The organism is Flavivirga spongiicola (assembly GCF_030540825.1).
In the GTDB taxonomy this organism is placed as follows: Bacteria; Bacteroidota; Bacteroidia; order Flavobacteriales; family Flavobacteriaceae; genus Flavivirga; species Flavivirga spongiicola.
Genome location: NZ_JAUOEO010000001.1, coordinates 3906560 through 3921505, shown reverse-complemented (window position 1 = coordinate 3921505; position 14946 = coordinate 3906560). Strand labels below are relative to the sequence as shown.

General features: G+C 32.7%; 10 protein-coding genes. 7 read left to right on the top strand and 3 right to left on the bottom strand.

Features of this window, described 5'->3' with window-relative positions:
- Positions 1–75 precede the first annotated feature (75 nt).
- The 4 genes from Q4Q47_RS15590 to Q4Q47_RS15575 all read left to right on the top strand — a co-directional run bounded on the left by Q4Q47_RS15590 (position 76) and on the right by Q4Q47_RS15575 (position 8604).
- On the top strand, positions 76–2241 hold the full coding sequence (locus tag Q4Q47_RS15590; protein WP_303308484.1) for an endonuclease MutS2: 2166 nt from the start codon (positions 76–78) through the stop codon (positions 2239–2241).
- Positions 2242–2294: 53 nt separating this feature from the next.
- Positions 2295–2714, top strand: coding sequence for a thiol-disulfide oxidoreductase DCC family protein (locus Q4Q47_RS15585; RefSeq protein WP_303307563.1), 420 nt, complete (start codon positions 2295–2297; stop codon positions 2712–2714).
- A gap of 103 nt (positions 2715–2817) precedes the next feature.
- Positions 2818–4152 (top strand): serine hydrolase domain-containing protein, encoded by a 1335-nt coding sequence (locus Q4Q47_RS15580; RefSeq protein WP_303307562.1) that lies wholly within the window; start codon positions 2818–2820, stop codon positions 4150–4152.
- Between the two features lie 591 nt (positions 4153–4743).
- Complete coding sequence (locus tag Q4Q47_RS15575; RefSeq protein WP_303307561.1) at positions 4744–8604, top strand: fibronectin type III domain-containing protein; 3861 nt, start codon at positions 4744–4746, stop codon at positions 8602–8604.
- Positions 8605–8705: 101 nt separating this feature from the next.
- Here Q4Q47_RS15575 and Q4Q47_RS15570 read toward each other — a convergent pair whose 3' ends face one another.
- From Q4Q47_RS15570 to aroC, 3 genes are all read right to left on the bottom strand, one after another.
- Positions 8706–9530: a sulfurtransferase gene (locus Q4Q47_RS15570; protein ID WP_303307560.1), complete on the bottom strand. Its 825-nt coding sequence runs from the start codon at positions 9528–9530 to the stop codon at positions 8706–8708.
- Positions 9531–9635: 105 nt separating this feature from the next.
- Positions 9636–10961 carry a dicarboxylate/amino acid:cation symporter gene (locus tag Q4Q47_RS15565; protein ID WP_303307559.1) on the bottom strand — a complete coding sequence of 442 codons (1326 nt, stop codon included), beginning with the start codon at positions 10959–10961 and terminating at the stop codon, positions 9636–9638.
- Between the two features lie 206 nt (positions 10962–11167).
- Positions 11168–12229, bottom strand: coding sequence for a chorismate synthase (gene aroC, locus Q4Q47_RS15560; protein WP_303307558.1), 1062 nt, complete (start codon positions 12227–12229; stop codon positions 11168–11170).
- Between the two features lie 364 nt (positions 12230–12593).
- Between aroC and Q4Q47_RS15555 the strand changes: the two genes are divergently transcribed.
- The 3 genes from Q4Q47_RS15555 (at position 12594) to Q4Q47_RS15545 (ending at position 14817) form a co-directional block, all read left to right on the top strand.
- Positions 12594–13442: a UDP-2,3-diacylglucosamine diphosphatase gene (locus Q4Q47_RS15555; protein ID WP_303307557.1), complete on the top strand. Its 849-nt coding sequence runs from the start codon at positions 12594–12596 to the stop codon at positions 13440–13442.
- 161 nt (positions 13443–13603) lie between these two features.
- Entirely contained in the window at positions 13604–14068 is a 465-nt protein-coding gene (locus Q4Q47_RS15550; RefSeq protein ID WP_303307556.1) for a GNAT family N-acetyltransferase, read from the top strand.
- A 59-nt stretch (positions 14069–14127) separates the two neighbouring features.
- On the top strand, positions 14128–14817 hold the full coding sequence (locus Q4Q47_RS15545) for a helix-turn-helix transcriptional regulator (protein WP_303307555.1): 690 nt from the start codon (positions 14128–14130) through the stop codon (positions 14815–14817).
- Positions 14818–14946: the final 129 nt, after the last annotated feature.

Below are 14946 nucleotides of genomic sequence, written 5' to 3'. Positions count from 1 at the left end.
ATACTTCTTATAAAACGGCGGCTTAATTAAATAGAATTTTTAACTTTGCTCACTTATCCCCTGATGAAAAAACGCATGATAAACATTCATGATAAAACATTAAAAGATCTAGAGTTTTCAACTGTTCTGCAACAAGTAAGTGAACATTGTGTAACAGCACTAGGAAACGAAAAAACATTATTAACAAGTCCTTACAAAAATAAGGAAGCGCTTCTAGGTGCTTTACAATTGACCAATGAGTACTTGTCGTCTTTTTATAATGATAACCGTATTCCAAATCATGGTTTTGATTCTATTTCAAAGGAAATTAAACTATTACGTATTGAAAACACGTATTTAGAAGTACATGCATTAAAAAAAATAGTTTCAATTTCATTAACAACAAATGACATCGTTAGGTATCTAAAAAAGTTTGAGGAATATTATCCGAGGCTTAACGAATATGCATCTCATATTGAAGTTACCAAAGTAATTATCGAAAAAGTAGATGCTATTGTAGATCGCTTTGGAGATATAAAAGACAATGCCTCTAGCCTACTTTTTGAGTTACGTCAATCTATTAATAAGATAAAAGGTAAAATAAATGCTAGTTTTTCATCTGCCCTTACTACCTATCATAATCTTGAATATTTAGATGATATTCGTGAATCTGTAGTAGATAACAAACGTGTACTTGCTGTAAAAGCTATGTATCGCCGTAAAGTAAAAGGTGCTATTATGGGTGGAAGTAAAACAGGTAGTATTGTTTATATAGAACCTGAAACGACTTTACAGCACTCACGGGAACTCAATAATTTAGAATACGAAGAACAAGAAGAGGTTATTCGTATTTTAAAAGACCTTACCAATTACATACGTCCATTTTTACCATTATTAGAAAACTACCAAACGTTCTTAATAAATATGGATGTTATTTCAGCAAAAGCGAAGTATGCACGATCTATGAATGCTATTCTTCCCGAAATATCTGAAAACAGAAGTATGTTTTTGAGAGATGCTTATCACCCACTTTTATATTTAAACAATTTAGAAAAAAAAGAAACCACCTTTCCGCAAACTATAGAATTAAAACAAGACAGCAGAATCATAGTCATCTCTGGCCCTAATGCCGGAGGCAAAAGTATTACTCTTAAAACAGTTGGTTTATTGCAAGTGATGTTACAAAGTGGCTTGCTAATTCCTGTCCATGAACGCAGTAAAGTTTGTTTATTCGATAGGATCTTAAGTGATATTGGTGATAATCAATCTATTGAAAATCACTTAAGTACATATAGCTATCGTCTAAAACAAATGAATTATTTTTTAAAGAAATGCAATAAGAATACGCTTTTTTTAATTGATGAATTCGGTACAGGTAGTGATCCTGAACTTGGTGGTGCTTTAGCCGAAACGTTTTTAGAAGAGTTTTATCATAGAGAAGCATTTGGTATCATAACAACGCACTATTCTAATTTAAAGATTTTAGCAAACGAATTGCCACATATGCTTAATGCGAATATGCTTTTTGATGAACGTACACTAGAACCTCTTTTTAAATTGGTTATTGGACAAGCCGGAAGTTCGTTTACTTTTGAAGTGGCACAAAAAAATGGTATTCCTTATAGCTTAATAAATCGCGCTAAAAAGAAAATTGAACGCAGTAAAGTACGTTTTGACGCTACGATTGCTAAGCTTCAAAAGGAACGTTCTCGTCTAGAAAAAACAGGACAATCGTTAAAACTAAACGAGAAGAAAAAAATAGAAGAGGCCGATAAGCTTGAAGAAATTAATGCCAAAATTCAAAGGAAATTAGAAAGTTATCAAGAGCTCTACGATAGCAACCAACGTCTTATTTATTTAGGACAAAAAGTGAACGATATTGCCGAAAAATACTTCGATAACAAACAAAAACGTGAGCTCATGGCGGAGCTTTTTAAGGTGGTTCAAATTGAAAACTCTAAGCGTAAAAAAGTGACCGCCAAACAGAAAAAAGTCATAAAAGCAAAAGAAGAGCAAGTAAAAAAGGAAGCCGAAAAAGTGGTAACCGTTATTCGCAAAAAGAAAAAAGAAGCCAAGAAAAAAGCCATTGAAGCTCCAAAACCTAAACCTATTTTAAAAATTGGAGATCGCGTACGTATGGAAGATGGTCGTGCTGTTGGTAGCATCGATAAAATAGAAAAAAACAAAGCGGTTGTAAACTACGGTATATTTACGACCAATGTTAGTATGGATCAATTGGAACTCGTAGAAGCTAAAAAATAGCAACCTATATCAGGTTTTTGAATCTGAAACTTTTAAAGTGGTATCTTTGTTCTATGTCTTTTTCTTTACCAAAACATAAAAAACTTATCCTATTTGATGGTGTTTGCAACCTTTGTAACAGCAGTGTACAATATGTTATAAAACATGATAAAAAGAATATATTCATGTTTACGGCTTTGCAAAGCGATATTGGCAAAGATTTAATTAAACGATTTAATATAGATACAGAAAAGACCGATTCTATATTATTATACACGCCGGAAAATAGCTTAGTTTCAAAATCTACTGCGGCTTTAAAAATTGCAAAGTATTTAGGATTTCCACAAAGTTTGATGGGTGTGTTTTTTATTATTCCACCATTTATTCGAAATTGGGTTTACGATTACATTGCAAAAAATCGTTATAAATGGTACGGTAAAAAAGATGCTTGTATGATTCCTACTCCCGAATTAAAGAGTAAGTTTTTGGAGTAATAAACTCATGACTTGTTAACATATACTTTCTGCAACTTGCGCTGAATATATTTAAGCAGGAAAGGAATCCATTAAAAATAAGAATTAATCATATGGTGAATCTATGAATAAATTATTTTTTATACTTACTGGTTTATTGTTTATAAACGCCTACTGTCAGGAGGATACACCTATTGCCTTGAACATTAATAAAGAAGAAGGCATGTCCTATACCCCACTTTCGAAAATGGGTATTGATTCAACTTACGTCTATTCTAAGGTTGATTCTATTATAACGAATGGTATAAAAAATAACGCTTTCCCAGGGGCACAGGTTTTGGTAGCTAAAAACGGTACCATCGTATTTCATGAAAGCTACGGTTATCACACCTACAATAACATACAGGCTGTAGCCAATAATGATATTTACGATCTTGCTTCTGTTACTAAAATAGCAGGCCCTTTGCCAGCGATTATGAAATTAGTTGACAATGGTAAATTAAATTTGGACCAACCTTTTAGCACCTATTGGAAACCATGGAAAAAAATTGAGGACAAGAAGGATATGACTCTAAGGGAAATACTTGCGCACCAAGCAGGATTAGTACCCTATATTATTTTTTTGAATGTAGTGATTAAGAAAAATGGAAAACTCAAGAAAAGGTTTGTCCGCACAACACCGAATTTCAAGTTCAAAAAACAAGCGTTTGACCACCTGTTTGTAAAAAACAACTTCAATCTCAAAATGTATCGCATGATCAATAAATCTAAAGTAAGTACCGAAAAAAAGTATAAATATTCAGGACTAGCCTTTTTGATTTTCCCAAAACTTATTGAGCAATTGACTGGACAATCCTATGAGCGTTATATCACAGAGCACTTTTATCATCCTTTAAAAGCCTTTACCTTGGGCTTTAATCCAAAAACAAAAAACCAAACCAATAAGATTGTTCCCACAGAAATAGATACCCTTTATCGACATACACTGACCCAAGGTTGGGTCCATGATGAAAATGCCTCCCTTTTGGGTGGTATTTCGGGTAATGCTGGACTTTTTGGAACTGCTAACGATTTGGCCAAATTGATGCAGATGTATCAAAACTTTGGAGTCCTTAATGGCCATAGGTTTATTTCTGAAGCTACCTTAAGGGAATTTACCAAAATACAATATCCAAAAAATGAAAACAGAAGGGGTTTAGGTTTTGACAAACCCTTAATCAAAAATGCGGAGCTCAATTTGAATGAAGCCTACCCAGCACCCGAAGCAAGTGAACAAAGTTTTGGGCATAGTGGTTTTACAGGCACCTTCGTTTGGGCAGATCCAAAACACCAATTGGTATTTGTTTTTCTTTCCAATCGGGTCTATCCAACCCGTGAAAACAGAAATCTATATAAGCTGAACATTCGGGGAGCACTTCAACAAGTGTTTTATAAAGCTTTGAGCACTCCCAAAGAATAGGGCATAAAGTTAAGCTCAAAAAAACGTTAGTGTCTTTTTACACGCTACGTTTCATAGGCAAGACCAATAAGACTAATCTAAAGACTGGTTTTACTAGTGGCGTACCAGATAAGAAAAAGCCTTTACCAATGAATTTCTGAAGCTTTTAGGTATGATTACATAAATATATACTCACATAACAACAAATACTTTCAAAACAATTAAAAGTCTACTAGGTTAATGCTCTCAATTTTTACTTTCGAACTAAAAAAAACAAAATCAAAAGCTTTTACTTAGCACTTAGTGGAAAGTCTGTTAAATTTTATTGAATTATAAACGTTAGAAAACTTAGGTTTATTCTTATAGTAAAAAAACTTTGTAATCTAAATAGCATTATATCTATACTAAAGAGCATAACATCGAATATATAAAATCCTTGATGGTTTTTTAGGTGGGACTAAATACATTTGCTAATTCGAAAAACTATAACATTTTTTTGCTCATTTGGTATTTTAAATTTAGTAAAAAAAGAATAATTTTCTTTGCTAAATCAGATTTTTCCACGAAAAATCCTCGAGCTTAAATAACATACTAGATTCATTAAAAGCTGATATGAAAAAAAAGCTACTACTATTTATTATTCTAATCTTTATAGGTTTTATAGGAAGTGCTCAATGTCCTAAGCCATACCAACTAAGTACTAATACTAAAACAACCAATTCTATAACATTAACCTGGAACTCAGGAAACAATGCGTTGACAGGTAATTTTGAAATAGAATACGGCCCTAGAAACTTCAGCCCTGGAACCGGAACTAAAATTTCGAGTTCATATGTTGCTTTGCAAATCAACAATTTAAACTCTAATACGCCGTATGATTTTTATGTAACAAATAAATGCGGAAGCACACCTACAACATCTGATGTTTACCAAGATATAACCATTGCAGATTACTGTAACGGAGATCTGTTTTTAGACCCTGGTTTTAATGAAAATTACGTAGGCGAACATTATGAATCTTACAATATTAGACCAAATTCTCCTGATCAAAGAATAGTTTTAGATTTTGATGTATTTGAGTTATCACCCAATGCTACATTAAAAATTTGGCAAGGTAGTTACGCTCTTGGAAATCCTATTGCAGAGTACGACAATAACTCGCTACCCACAGAACCCATCACTTCTAAAGCAGCAAATGGCGAACTATATGTTCAATTTGAATCAAATAATTCACAAAACAATGCTATTGGTTGGGTAGGAAAAATTACTTGCATTGACAAACCACAATGCAATGCACCCAGGTTTGTTTCTCCTACAAGTATTACCTATAATTCAATCACGTTAAGATGGACAAAAAGCACAGCTAACCGTACATTTATAGAATATGGTCCTAAAGATTTTATAATGGGTACAGGTGAAAAAGTTAACACTTATTCAAATACAATAGAAATATCATCCTTAAATGAGTTGACAGAATATGATTTTTACCTAACTGAAGAATGCGAAGACTTAAGCTTAAGTGATACAAATAAAATCCCTTCTGTTTCTACAAAACCTTTTTGTGAATCAACTATTTCCTTTAGAAGACTTGATGCTTATAAATTAAATCAAATAGAATTAACCGGGGTAAATATTGATCCTGATCTTAATGAAGAGTGGCAGCTGGAATATGGATTAAAAGGCTTTACACCTGGTGAGGGTACTACACAAAATTACGCTTCAAAAGATATTATTCTTGGAAATCTGGAGAACGATACTGAATATGACTTTTATTTAAGGAATAAGTGTGGTGATCGTTTTAGTAGCCCAAAAGGGCCATTCTCAAAAAAAACAAATGTTGATTATTGTAGTGAAGGTAAAATATATGACAGAGGAGGTAAAGATAAAATTTATACCGACTATCAATATACAAGGGATAAATATATATACCTAAGGGACAATACAAGGGCTCGAATAAAAGTAAACTCAATACGGCTTACAAGTTATGAGGAAATTAAAATATATGATGGTCCCGATTCAAATAGCCCTTTACTAAGGCATTTGCGCCGTAATTTACCTCCAGGTGAGTTTGTTTCCTCAGGAAATAGTAATGTCATTTTCTTTGATATTAAAAATAATCATTATAATTACTCTGACATCAAATGGGACATAGACATAACTTGTGAACCAACTCCTAACTGTGAAGAAGCCACAAATTTTCAAGTTAAAGCCTCTAAATTAACCCATAATCAATGTGAGTTAAACTGGACTAAAACATCTAATTTAAGCGATAGTTACAGTATAGAGTATGGATTAGAAGGTTTTGAAAGAGGAACAGGTACCATAGTACAAACGAATGAAGATTTTATCACGCTCATTAATCTTAGTAAATCAACGTCATACCAGGCTTATATTACTACGGTATGTGCTGCAGGAGGTCAGAATAATATATATGTTGAACCACTAACTTTTAAAACAACCCCTAATTATTTTGGAGGAGATAAGTTTACTGATGATGGTGGCGTGGACAATAATATTCCGGAAAATCAAACGAAAATTACAACCATATATCCGAAAGATGATGGAGAAAGAATTCGTATTACTTTTGATTATATTGAGTTAATGACTAGTTACCATTACAATTCTTTAAAAATATATAGTGGCACTAATACAGATTCAGAACCAATTGTACAGCTAAAAACCACAAGTGATTTTGAGACGAAAGGTTATTCATTTTCTTCTGATGATCCAAATGGAGCTATCACAATAGAATACATTGGCAATGATTCGTATTCAAGGTATTTTTCAAGAGGTTGGGAAGCTGATATAATCAGTGAGTTAATCCCTGATTGTAGTGAACCTTTCAATATTTCAACAACCAATTTTACCCATCAGGAAATAAACTTAACCTGGGAGTCTGAAACGGATGTGTCCGAATGGAAAATTGAATATGGCCCTGCTGGTTTTATTAGAGGGAATGGGATCGTAAAAGACACTAATAATGAAAATATCAGTATCACAGACTTATCTCCTGATACAGTATATGATTTCTATATATCTTCAAAATGTGGCAACGGTAACTTCAATGATTATGCTCCTGTTTACAAAGAAAAAACAAGGAAAGACTTCTCAAACGGTGTCTTATTAACTTCTAATGATGAAATAAGGACAATATATCCCAACAATAATGGGGAAAGAATTAGAATTGAATTTACCCATTTCAATATTGAACCATATAATCAGAGCACCTGGAAAAGTGAAGTCGTGGTTAATTTCTTAAATGAACTAAAAACATATAACTATTACAGTTGTTATGTTTTTAACCATGACTCTAATTTATACCCTGTAGTTTCTGAAAAAGAAGATGGGTCTATATCCTATTTTCAAAATATAGATGGCACTTCATATTGGGAAGCAAAAGTATATAGTGAGCCTAAACCTACTTGCGAAACAACAAATGAAAAAGAATTTTTGTTTCAAAGGGTGAGTCATAAAGAAGTGGAGCTTATTTGGGAAAAAAATGACGAAAGCACAACATATAAGGTTGAATATGGTCCTCTTGGTTTTACTTTGGGAACTGGTATTACAAAAGAATTTGATAGTAACAGGCAATTTTTGGAGTCAGGACTTCGCAGACCTTATCATACTTATAATACAGAAAACAACCGTTTTGATCCAAATTTGATTTATTATTCTATTATTCTTGATGATTTATACGAAGATACAGAATACGAATTCTATATTACAACGATATGTCCTGATGGGTTTACCAATACCTTCCCGGTACCAAAACTCATTAAAACAACTGCTAATTTAGTTAATACAGGAATATATCATGCGAATTCCTCTGGACAAATGAAACAAAGAAAACTTTGGACTATAGTGGGGCAACTTGAAAACACAACCATTTATCCAAACTCATCAGAAGACAGAGTTGTAGCGACAATAAAGCGCTTAAAAATCCCTCAATACTCAGGGGGAGATCCCTTTACTGTTTTCAATAATAATAGCACTAAAGATGAAAATACAGTGCTTTTTTCTACTAATTGGGAAATACCATTTATTCATGATGAAACTGTTATAAAAGCCGATAACGATAGTGGTTGTTTAACTTTTAACTTCTCATTCTCAAATAGCCGTGCTTTTGGTTATATCCCAGAGACCGTAGAAAGTTGGTGGGACGGCTCTCCTGGAGGCTGGATTGTTGAAATAACTTCAGAACCAAAAAACACCTTGAATGTAAAAGATATGGCTGATACCAAGAATATTCAGTTATATCCAAACCCTTCCAAGGACCATTTCTTTATAAAAAATAATTTAGATTTAGATATTAAAGAAATTAGTATCAATGATATTACAGGTAGAAGTGTGAAAAAATATTTCAATACAAATTTGAATCAGAAACTAGATTTTAATTTACCTTCTGGAACCTATTTTGTAATTATAAAAACTGAAAACGATACCGCTAGTATTAAAAGAATTATTGTGGAGTAATTATGTATTATAAAGAAGTAAAATTATTCTAATTTTTGAAACTCCTGTAGCATAACATATAAAACTATAGAAAAAAGCACAGAGAAAGCTTCTCCTATGTCTTACTCATTAACCAAACTCCCCCACTCGGTCCAGGAACCATCATAAACTGATATGTTTTTATAACCGGAGATATTGGCTCCTAAGGCCAATATACATGCTGTGATACCCGAACCACAGGAAAAAATAATAGCGTCATCTTTATTATACGCTATTTCCGCTAAAGCTTTCTCAATATCTTTTTTAGATTTTAATTCCCCAGCACCCAACAAGTCTGTAAAAGGTAAATTCACCGAATTAGGAATAGTTCCCATTCGCAAACCCTCTCTGGGTTCTGGCTCCTGGCTCTTAAATCGACCTTCTGATCGTGCATCAATAATATGGTATGTTTTATTTTTTGAAGCCTGTTTCATGCTCTCAAAAAAGGTCATGCATTCTGGTTTGTAATTGGCTTCAAAATCACCAAGTTCACCATCATAGTTTTTCATAGCTTCAGTATCATAGTTCGCTTTTTTCCAGGCTGGAAACCCGCCGTTTAAAACAGCTACATTATAATATCCAAAAGCCTTAAATAGCCACCAAACACGAGCACTTGAATAAATACCCTTATCATCATAAACGACGATAACACTATTTTTATTTACCCCTAAAGCTCTAGCTTCTTTTTGAAATTGTTCCTGTGTTGGAAACGTACTGGGAAATGGTGCATTAGCTTCACTAAATTTCTTTTTAATATCAAAAAATCGTGCATTAGGTATTTGAATTTGTGATGTATCAAATACTTTATTTATAGTACCATCTAAAATGATAAGATTACTTGCTTCTATATTATTTTGAAGCCATTTTACTGAGACAATAGGTGATGATATTGACATGTTAGAATTCATTATTTTCTTGTAAACGCACTAAAGCGTATGTTTTAAGTTGAATAATCATTACTCTGCAAATATGATGTGATGTCTCAATCATACCTCATATCGGCTTAACAAAAACTATCCTTTCACTTTTTCATAATTATCATCCCATTCTTTGGGCTTTGGTTCATGCAGTTTACCTAAAGATTTGGCAACCATCATAGCAACGGTAGCATCTCCTGTTACATTCACAGTTGTTCTACACATATCTAACGGTCTGTCCACTGCAAAAATAAGTGCTAATCCTATTGGTAATAATTCTGCTGGAAAGCCAATAGATTCCAAAACGATAACCAACATGACCATACCTGCACTTGGCACTGCTGCACTACCTATGGATGCTAATAATGCCGTAGCAATTATGACTAATTGATTCGTGAATGTCAAGCCCTCTGGCCAAATAACCTGCATGATAAATACGGCCGCAATACCTTGATATAAACTTGTTCCGTCCATATTAACTGTAGCTCCAACTGGTAAAACAAATCCAGACACTTCTTTATCTACACCAATATGTTCTTCTACACGCTCCATGGTTACTGGTAAGGTTGCTGCACTACTACTGGTAGAAAAGGCTAATAGCTGTGCCGGACTTATTTCTTTTAAAAACCACATAGGCGATTTTTTAGTATAAATACTTACTAAAATAAGGTAAAAACCAATCATTAACATTAAGCCTCCAACAACACATAAGGCATAGTTTAATAGCTTAAGAAGTATTTCGGTATCATCAAAAGCGATAATTACATTAGCCATTAAAGCAAATACCGCATAAGGCGCAAAAAGCATAATTAAATCCACCATTTTCATGACGACTTCGTTTAACGAATCGAAAAAATTCACTAAAGGTTTTGCCTTTTTTTCAGGAATTAACAATAAACAAATACCAACAAATAATGCAAAGAAGATGACCTGAAGCATCTTTGCGTCTCCCAATGCTTTAAATATATTACTTGGAAAAATATCAACTAGCGACTGTAATGGTCCTGCATCTTTTTGTACAGATGCTTTTGTAAGTTTATCAGCAACCCCTTCATCACTCGCATATTTTGATTTAATTTTTTCAATGGTATCTTGTGACATACCCTCTCCTGGCTTTATTGTATTCACGATACTTAAGCCTATAATTATAGCAACCAAAGTGGTAGCCATGTATATACCAATAGTACGTAATCCCATCGTTTTAATCTTAGAAATATCTTTTAAGTCTGAAATCCCTTTTATTAATGAGGCTAAAATTAATGGTACTGCAATAAGCTTAAGTAAGTTTATAAAAATGGTTCCAAATGGTGAAATCCAATCGCTTACAAAATCTTTTCCTCCAACAGAATTCATAATAAAACCAAAAATGATTCCAAGAACCATTCCTATAATAATCTTCCAGTGTAATGCCAGTTTTTTCATATAATAATATTTCTATATAATTACTTGTAAATTTTCAAAGCAAGATAAGTTTTTTTGCCTAGACCTTTAAAACCAAATGTAAATTCCAATTGAATTGGTAATAAATTAACAGATTGTACACAATACGACTCTACCCAATATATCTAGTCCAATTTTTTCATTAATATGCTTTTAAAAGGATAATAGAGAAGGTTAATAAATAGCTACTAATTATACATTTTATTTAGTAAATAAAAATCAGCTAAAACCAATGCCGCCATCGCTTCTACAATAGGCACGGCTCTTGGAACCACACATGGGTCGTGACGTCCTTTACCTTGCATTTCGACAGTATTTCCTTCTTTATCTATAGTTTCGTATTTCTGAATAAGTGTAGCTACGGGTTTAAAAGCCACATTAAAATAGATATCCATACCGTTACTTATACCGCCTTGAATACCTCCAGAAAAGTTAGTTTTTGTAGTACCATCGTTATTAAATGCATCATTATGATCGCTACCATACATCGTACTCCCTTCAAATCCACTACCGTATTCAAACCCTTTTACGGCATTAATGGAAAGCATGGCTTTGCCGAGCTCTGCATGTAATTTATCGAACACCGGCTCTCCTAAACCAACAGGGACATTTTTAATGACACAACTAACAATACCACCAACGGTATCACCCTTACTACGTACTTCTTTAATGTAAGCTTCCATATTTGCTGCCATAGCTTGATCTGGACATCTTACAATATTTGATTCTATCTTTGTTAAGTCTATTTCGGTGTATGGCTTCTCAAGTTTCATAGTACCAACACCGGAAACATAGGCCGTAATTTCAATGCCTTTTAGCATTTGTTTGGCAATGGCACCAGCAACCACACGACATGCGGTTTCTCTTGCTGAACTTCGTCCACCACCACGATAGTCTCTAAAACCATATTTCTTATCGTATACATAATCGGCATGACTTGGTCTATAACTATCTTTTATATGCGTGTAATCATGAGATTTTTGGTTGGTATTTTCAATAACAAAACCAATTGAAGTACCAGTCGTTTTACCTTCAAAAATGCCTGAATGGAATTTAACTGTATCTGGTTCTTTTCGTTGTGTCACTATAGCAGATTGACCAGGTTTTCTTCTATCAAGTTCATTTTGAATGGCTTCTAAATCTAACTCAATTCCAGGAGGGCACCCATCAATTACACCTCCTAAAGCTGGTCCATGAGATTCTCCATATGTTGTTAAATTAAATAGTTTTCCAAAAGAATTGCCTGCCATAAATAAAATTTTGTCGCTAAAATAAAGCTTTTTTCGAAATCATCTGCCCTAAATACTAAGCCATATATGGTATTTTTTAATACATGTGGATTTATATATCTATACCTTTTATTTTAGATTTCTATTTTCACTTCGATTTCTCTTAATGTCACCTCTTTGTAATGATAATTCTAAATAAATAATACGAAGCTAGCCCAATAAAATTTTTCAATCTGTTCTTATAAATTATGAAAGTAAAATAGTGTATAAACATTGATTATTGTAATAAACTACCTAACAATTGTTTAACATAATGCTGATATTTAGATAATTATAAGATAATATAAAAACCTGTAATTTGTAAAATAACCTTAAGACACTATTATTGAAAATTAAACGTAAAATAGAAGTCGCAGTAATCTCTGATGTTCATCTTGGAACTTATGGCTGTCATGCTAAACACCTTCTCACTTATTTAAATAGTATTGAACCAAAGAAATTGATTTTAAATGGTGATATTATTGATATATGGCAATTTAGTAAACGTTACTTCCCTAAATCGCATTTAAAAGTTATTAAGAAGATTATGGATATGGCCTCTAATGGTGTTGATATTATTTACATAACTGGAAACCATGACGAAATGTTGCGTAAATTTAGCAATACAACCATTGGTAATGTCTCTATTGTTGATAAGCTTGTTTTAGAATTAAATGGCAAAAAGGCTTGGTTTTTTCATGGGGATGTTTTTGATGTTTCTATACAAAATGCCAAATGGCTTGCTAAACTTGGTGGTTATGGCTACGATTTACTAACTCTTCTTAACCGTTTGATAAATTGGTATTTAGAAAAACGTGGAAAAGAACGCTATTCGTTATCTAAAAAGATAAAGAATGGTGTTAAAGGTGCTATCAAGTATATTAATGATTATGAAGAAGTCATTTCTGACCTGGCCATCGAAAATGGTTATGATTATGTAATCTGTGGACATATACATCAACCAAAGATGGCATATATAGAAAATAAACATGGTAAAACGATGTATTTAAATTCAGGGGATTGGGTTGAAAATTTCACAGCCCTCGAATATCAATTTAATCGTTGGAAAATATACAATTACAATAACGATAAGTTTGCTCCTTTTTATGTCGATGAAGATATAGAAAACCTAGAGGTTAAAGATTTAATTGCTGCCATCACCATTGTAGAACAACACGAAAAAAAGAGTAAATAGTTTCTTTGTTATTTATATATTAAATTCTTTTTAGTAATAAAATTCTATTAATTTTGTTAGCTATATTTATAAATAGTGGCTATGTATTCTAATGCCAACGTGACAAAATTATATGTGAATACGTTATTATAGTATTCAAATAAAAATAAGAAAACGTAATCATGGAAATAAAACGTATAGATCCAAAACAAGCAGAAAACTTAATTAGAGAATTAGACGAATATCAAAGTAAGTTATACCCACCTGATAGTTGCCATCTAGATAGTATCGAAACGCTACAAAGCGAAAATGCTTATTTTTATGGGGCTTTCGAGAATGATGAAATTATAGCCATTGGTTCTGTAAAGATTTTTGCTAAATATGGGGAACTAAAGCGTATTTATGTTCCTCCATCACAAAGAGGAAAAGGTTTAGCACAAAAAATAATTAAGGAGCTTGAATCCTTATTAATTAAAAAGAAAATATTTTTAGCAAAATTAGAGACGGGTCCTTATTCTAAAGACGCCATAGGTTTATACAAAAAGCTTGGTTATTCGATTTCTGGTAAATTTGGTAATTATAAAGAAGATCCATTAAGTACATTTATGGAAAAAAGATTAAGTGAAACCGACAAAACAATTTTTTGATTTACGCTGTGTTGAATAACATACTTGAAGCGTACCTAATAACACTACTAAATAATTTAATGAATAGGCTCACCAGAATAACATCCATTCTAATTCAATTACAATCTAAAAAAGTGGTAACAGCCAAAGAGATTGCCGACAGATTTGAAATTAGTTTACGAACTGTTTATAGAGATATTAAAACGCTTGAAGAAGCAGGTGTCCCCATTGGTTCAGAAAATGGCATTGGTTATTTTATTGTTGATGGCTATTCCTTACCACCTGTAATGATTACTGAAGAAGAAGCAAATGCATTAATTGTTTCCGAAAAACTAATTTCTAATCAGGGAGATGCTTCTCTTATAAAAGATTTTAACTCCATACTTATAAAAATCAAGTCCGTTCTCAGGAGTTTCGAAAAGGAAAATATTGCCAAATTGGAAAACAGAATCATACCTTCTTATAAAAAAGATGTATTTGAAAGTAATTGGTTATCTCAAATTCAAAAATCAATTACTAATGGAAAAGTTCTGACTATATCGTATCATTCAATTTATAAGAACGAAGAAACGCTAAGAGAAATTGAACCTTTAGGTGTTTACTATACAGACAAAGCCTGGATAGTGATCGCATATTGCAGGTTAAGAAAAGACATAAGAGAGTTTAGATTAGATAGAATTTTAAAAATAAATTCCACTTCGCAAACCTTTGATTATCAAAAAGATTTCAGCCTTTCTAAATATTTTAGCAGATTTACAGAACCTTGTTGACATAGGGTTGTCACTCCTCCATTTTACTTTTGTTTTTCATCTCACCCAGGATTGCAAAAAAACAATTCTGACCTCTCCAAAGGAGAGGTAAATAGGGACGCCTCCCTAAAGGTTGGTGAATTTTTAAAT

Excerpts from the sequence above, each read along its gene's own strand:
- Q4Q47_RS15565 (WP_303307559.1), bottom strand. The coding sequence starts at position 10,961 with ATGAAAAAACTGGCATTACACTGGAAGATTATTATAGGAATGGTTCTT.
- Q4Q47_RS15580 (WP_303307562.1), top strand. The coding sequence starts at position 2,818 with ATGAATAAATTATTTTTTATACTTACTGGTTTATTGTTTATAAACGCC.
- Q4Q47_RS15550 (WP_303307556.1), top strand. The coding sequence starts at position 13,604 with ATGGAAATAAAACGTATAGATCCAAAACAAGCAGAAAACTTAATTAGA.
- Q4Q47_RS15545 (WP_303307555.1), top strand. The coding sequence starts at position 14,128 with ATGAATAGGCTCACCAGAATAACATCCATTCTAATTCAATTACAATCT.
- aroC (WP_303307558.1), bottom strand. The coding sequence starts at position 12,229 with ATGGCAGGCAATTCTTTTGGAAAACTATTTAATTTAACAACATATGGA.
- Q4Q47_RS15585 (WP_303307563.1), top strand. The coding sequence starts at position 2,295 with ATGTCTTTTTCTTTACCAAAACATAAAAAACTTATCCTATTTGATGGT.
- Q4Q47_RS15590 (WP_303308484.1), top strand. The coding sequence starts at position 76 with ATGATAAACATTCATGATAAAACATTAAAAGATCTAGAGTTTTCAACT.
- Q4Q47_RS15575 (WP_303307561.1), top strand. The coding sequence starts at position 4,744 with ATGAAAAAAAAGCTACTACTATTTATTATTCTAATCTTTATAGGTTTT.
- Q4Q47_RS15570 (WP_303307560.1), bottom strand. The coding sequence starts at position 9,530 with ATGAATTCTAACATGTCAATATCATCACCTATTGTCTCAGTAAAATGG.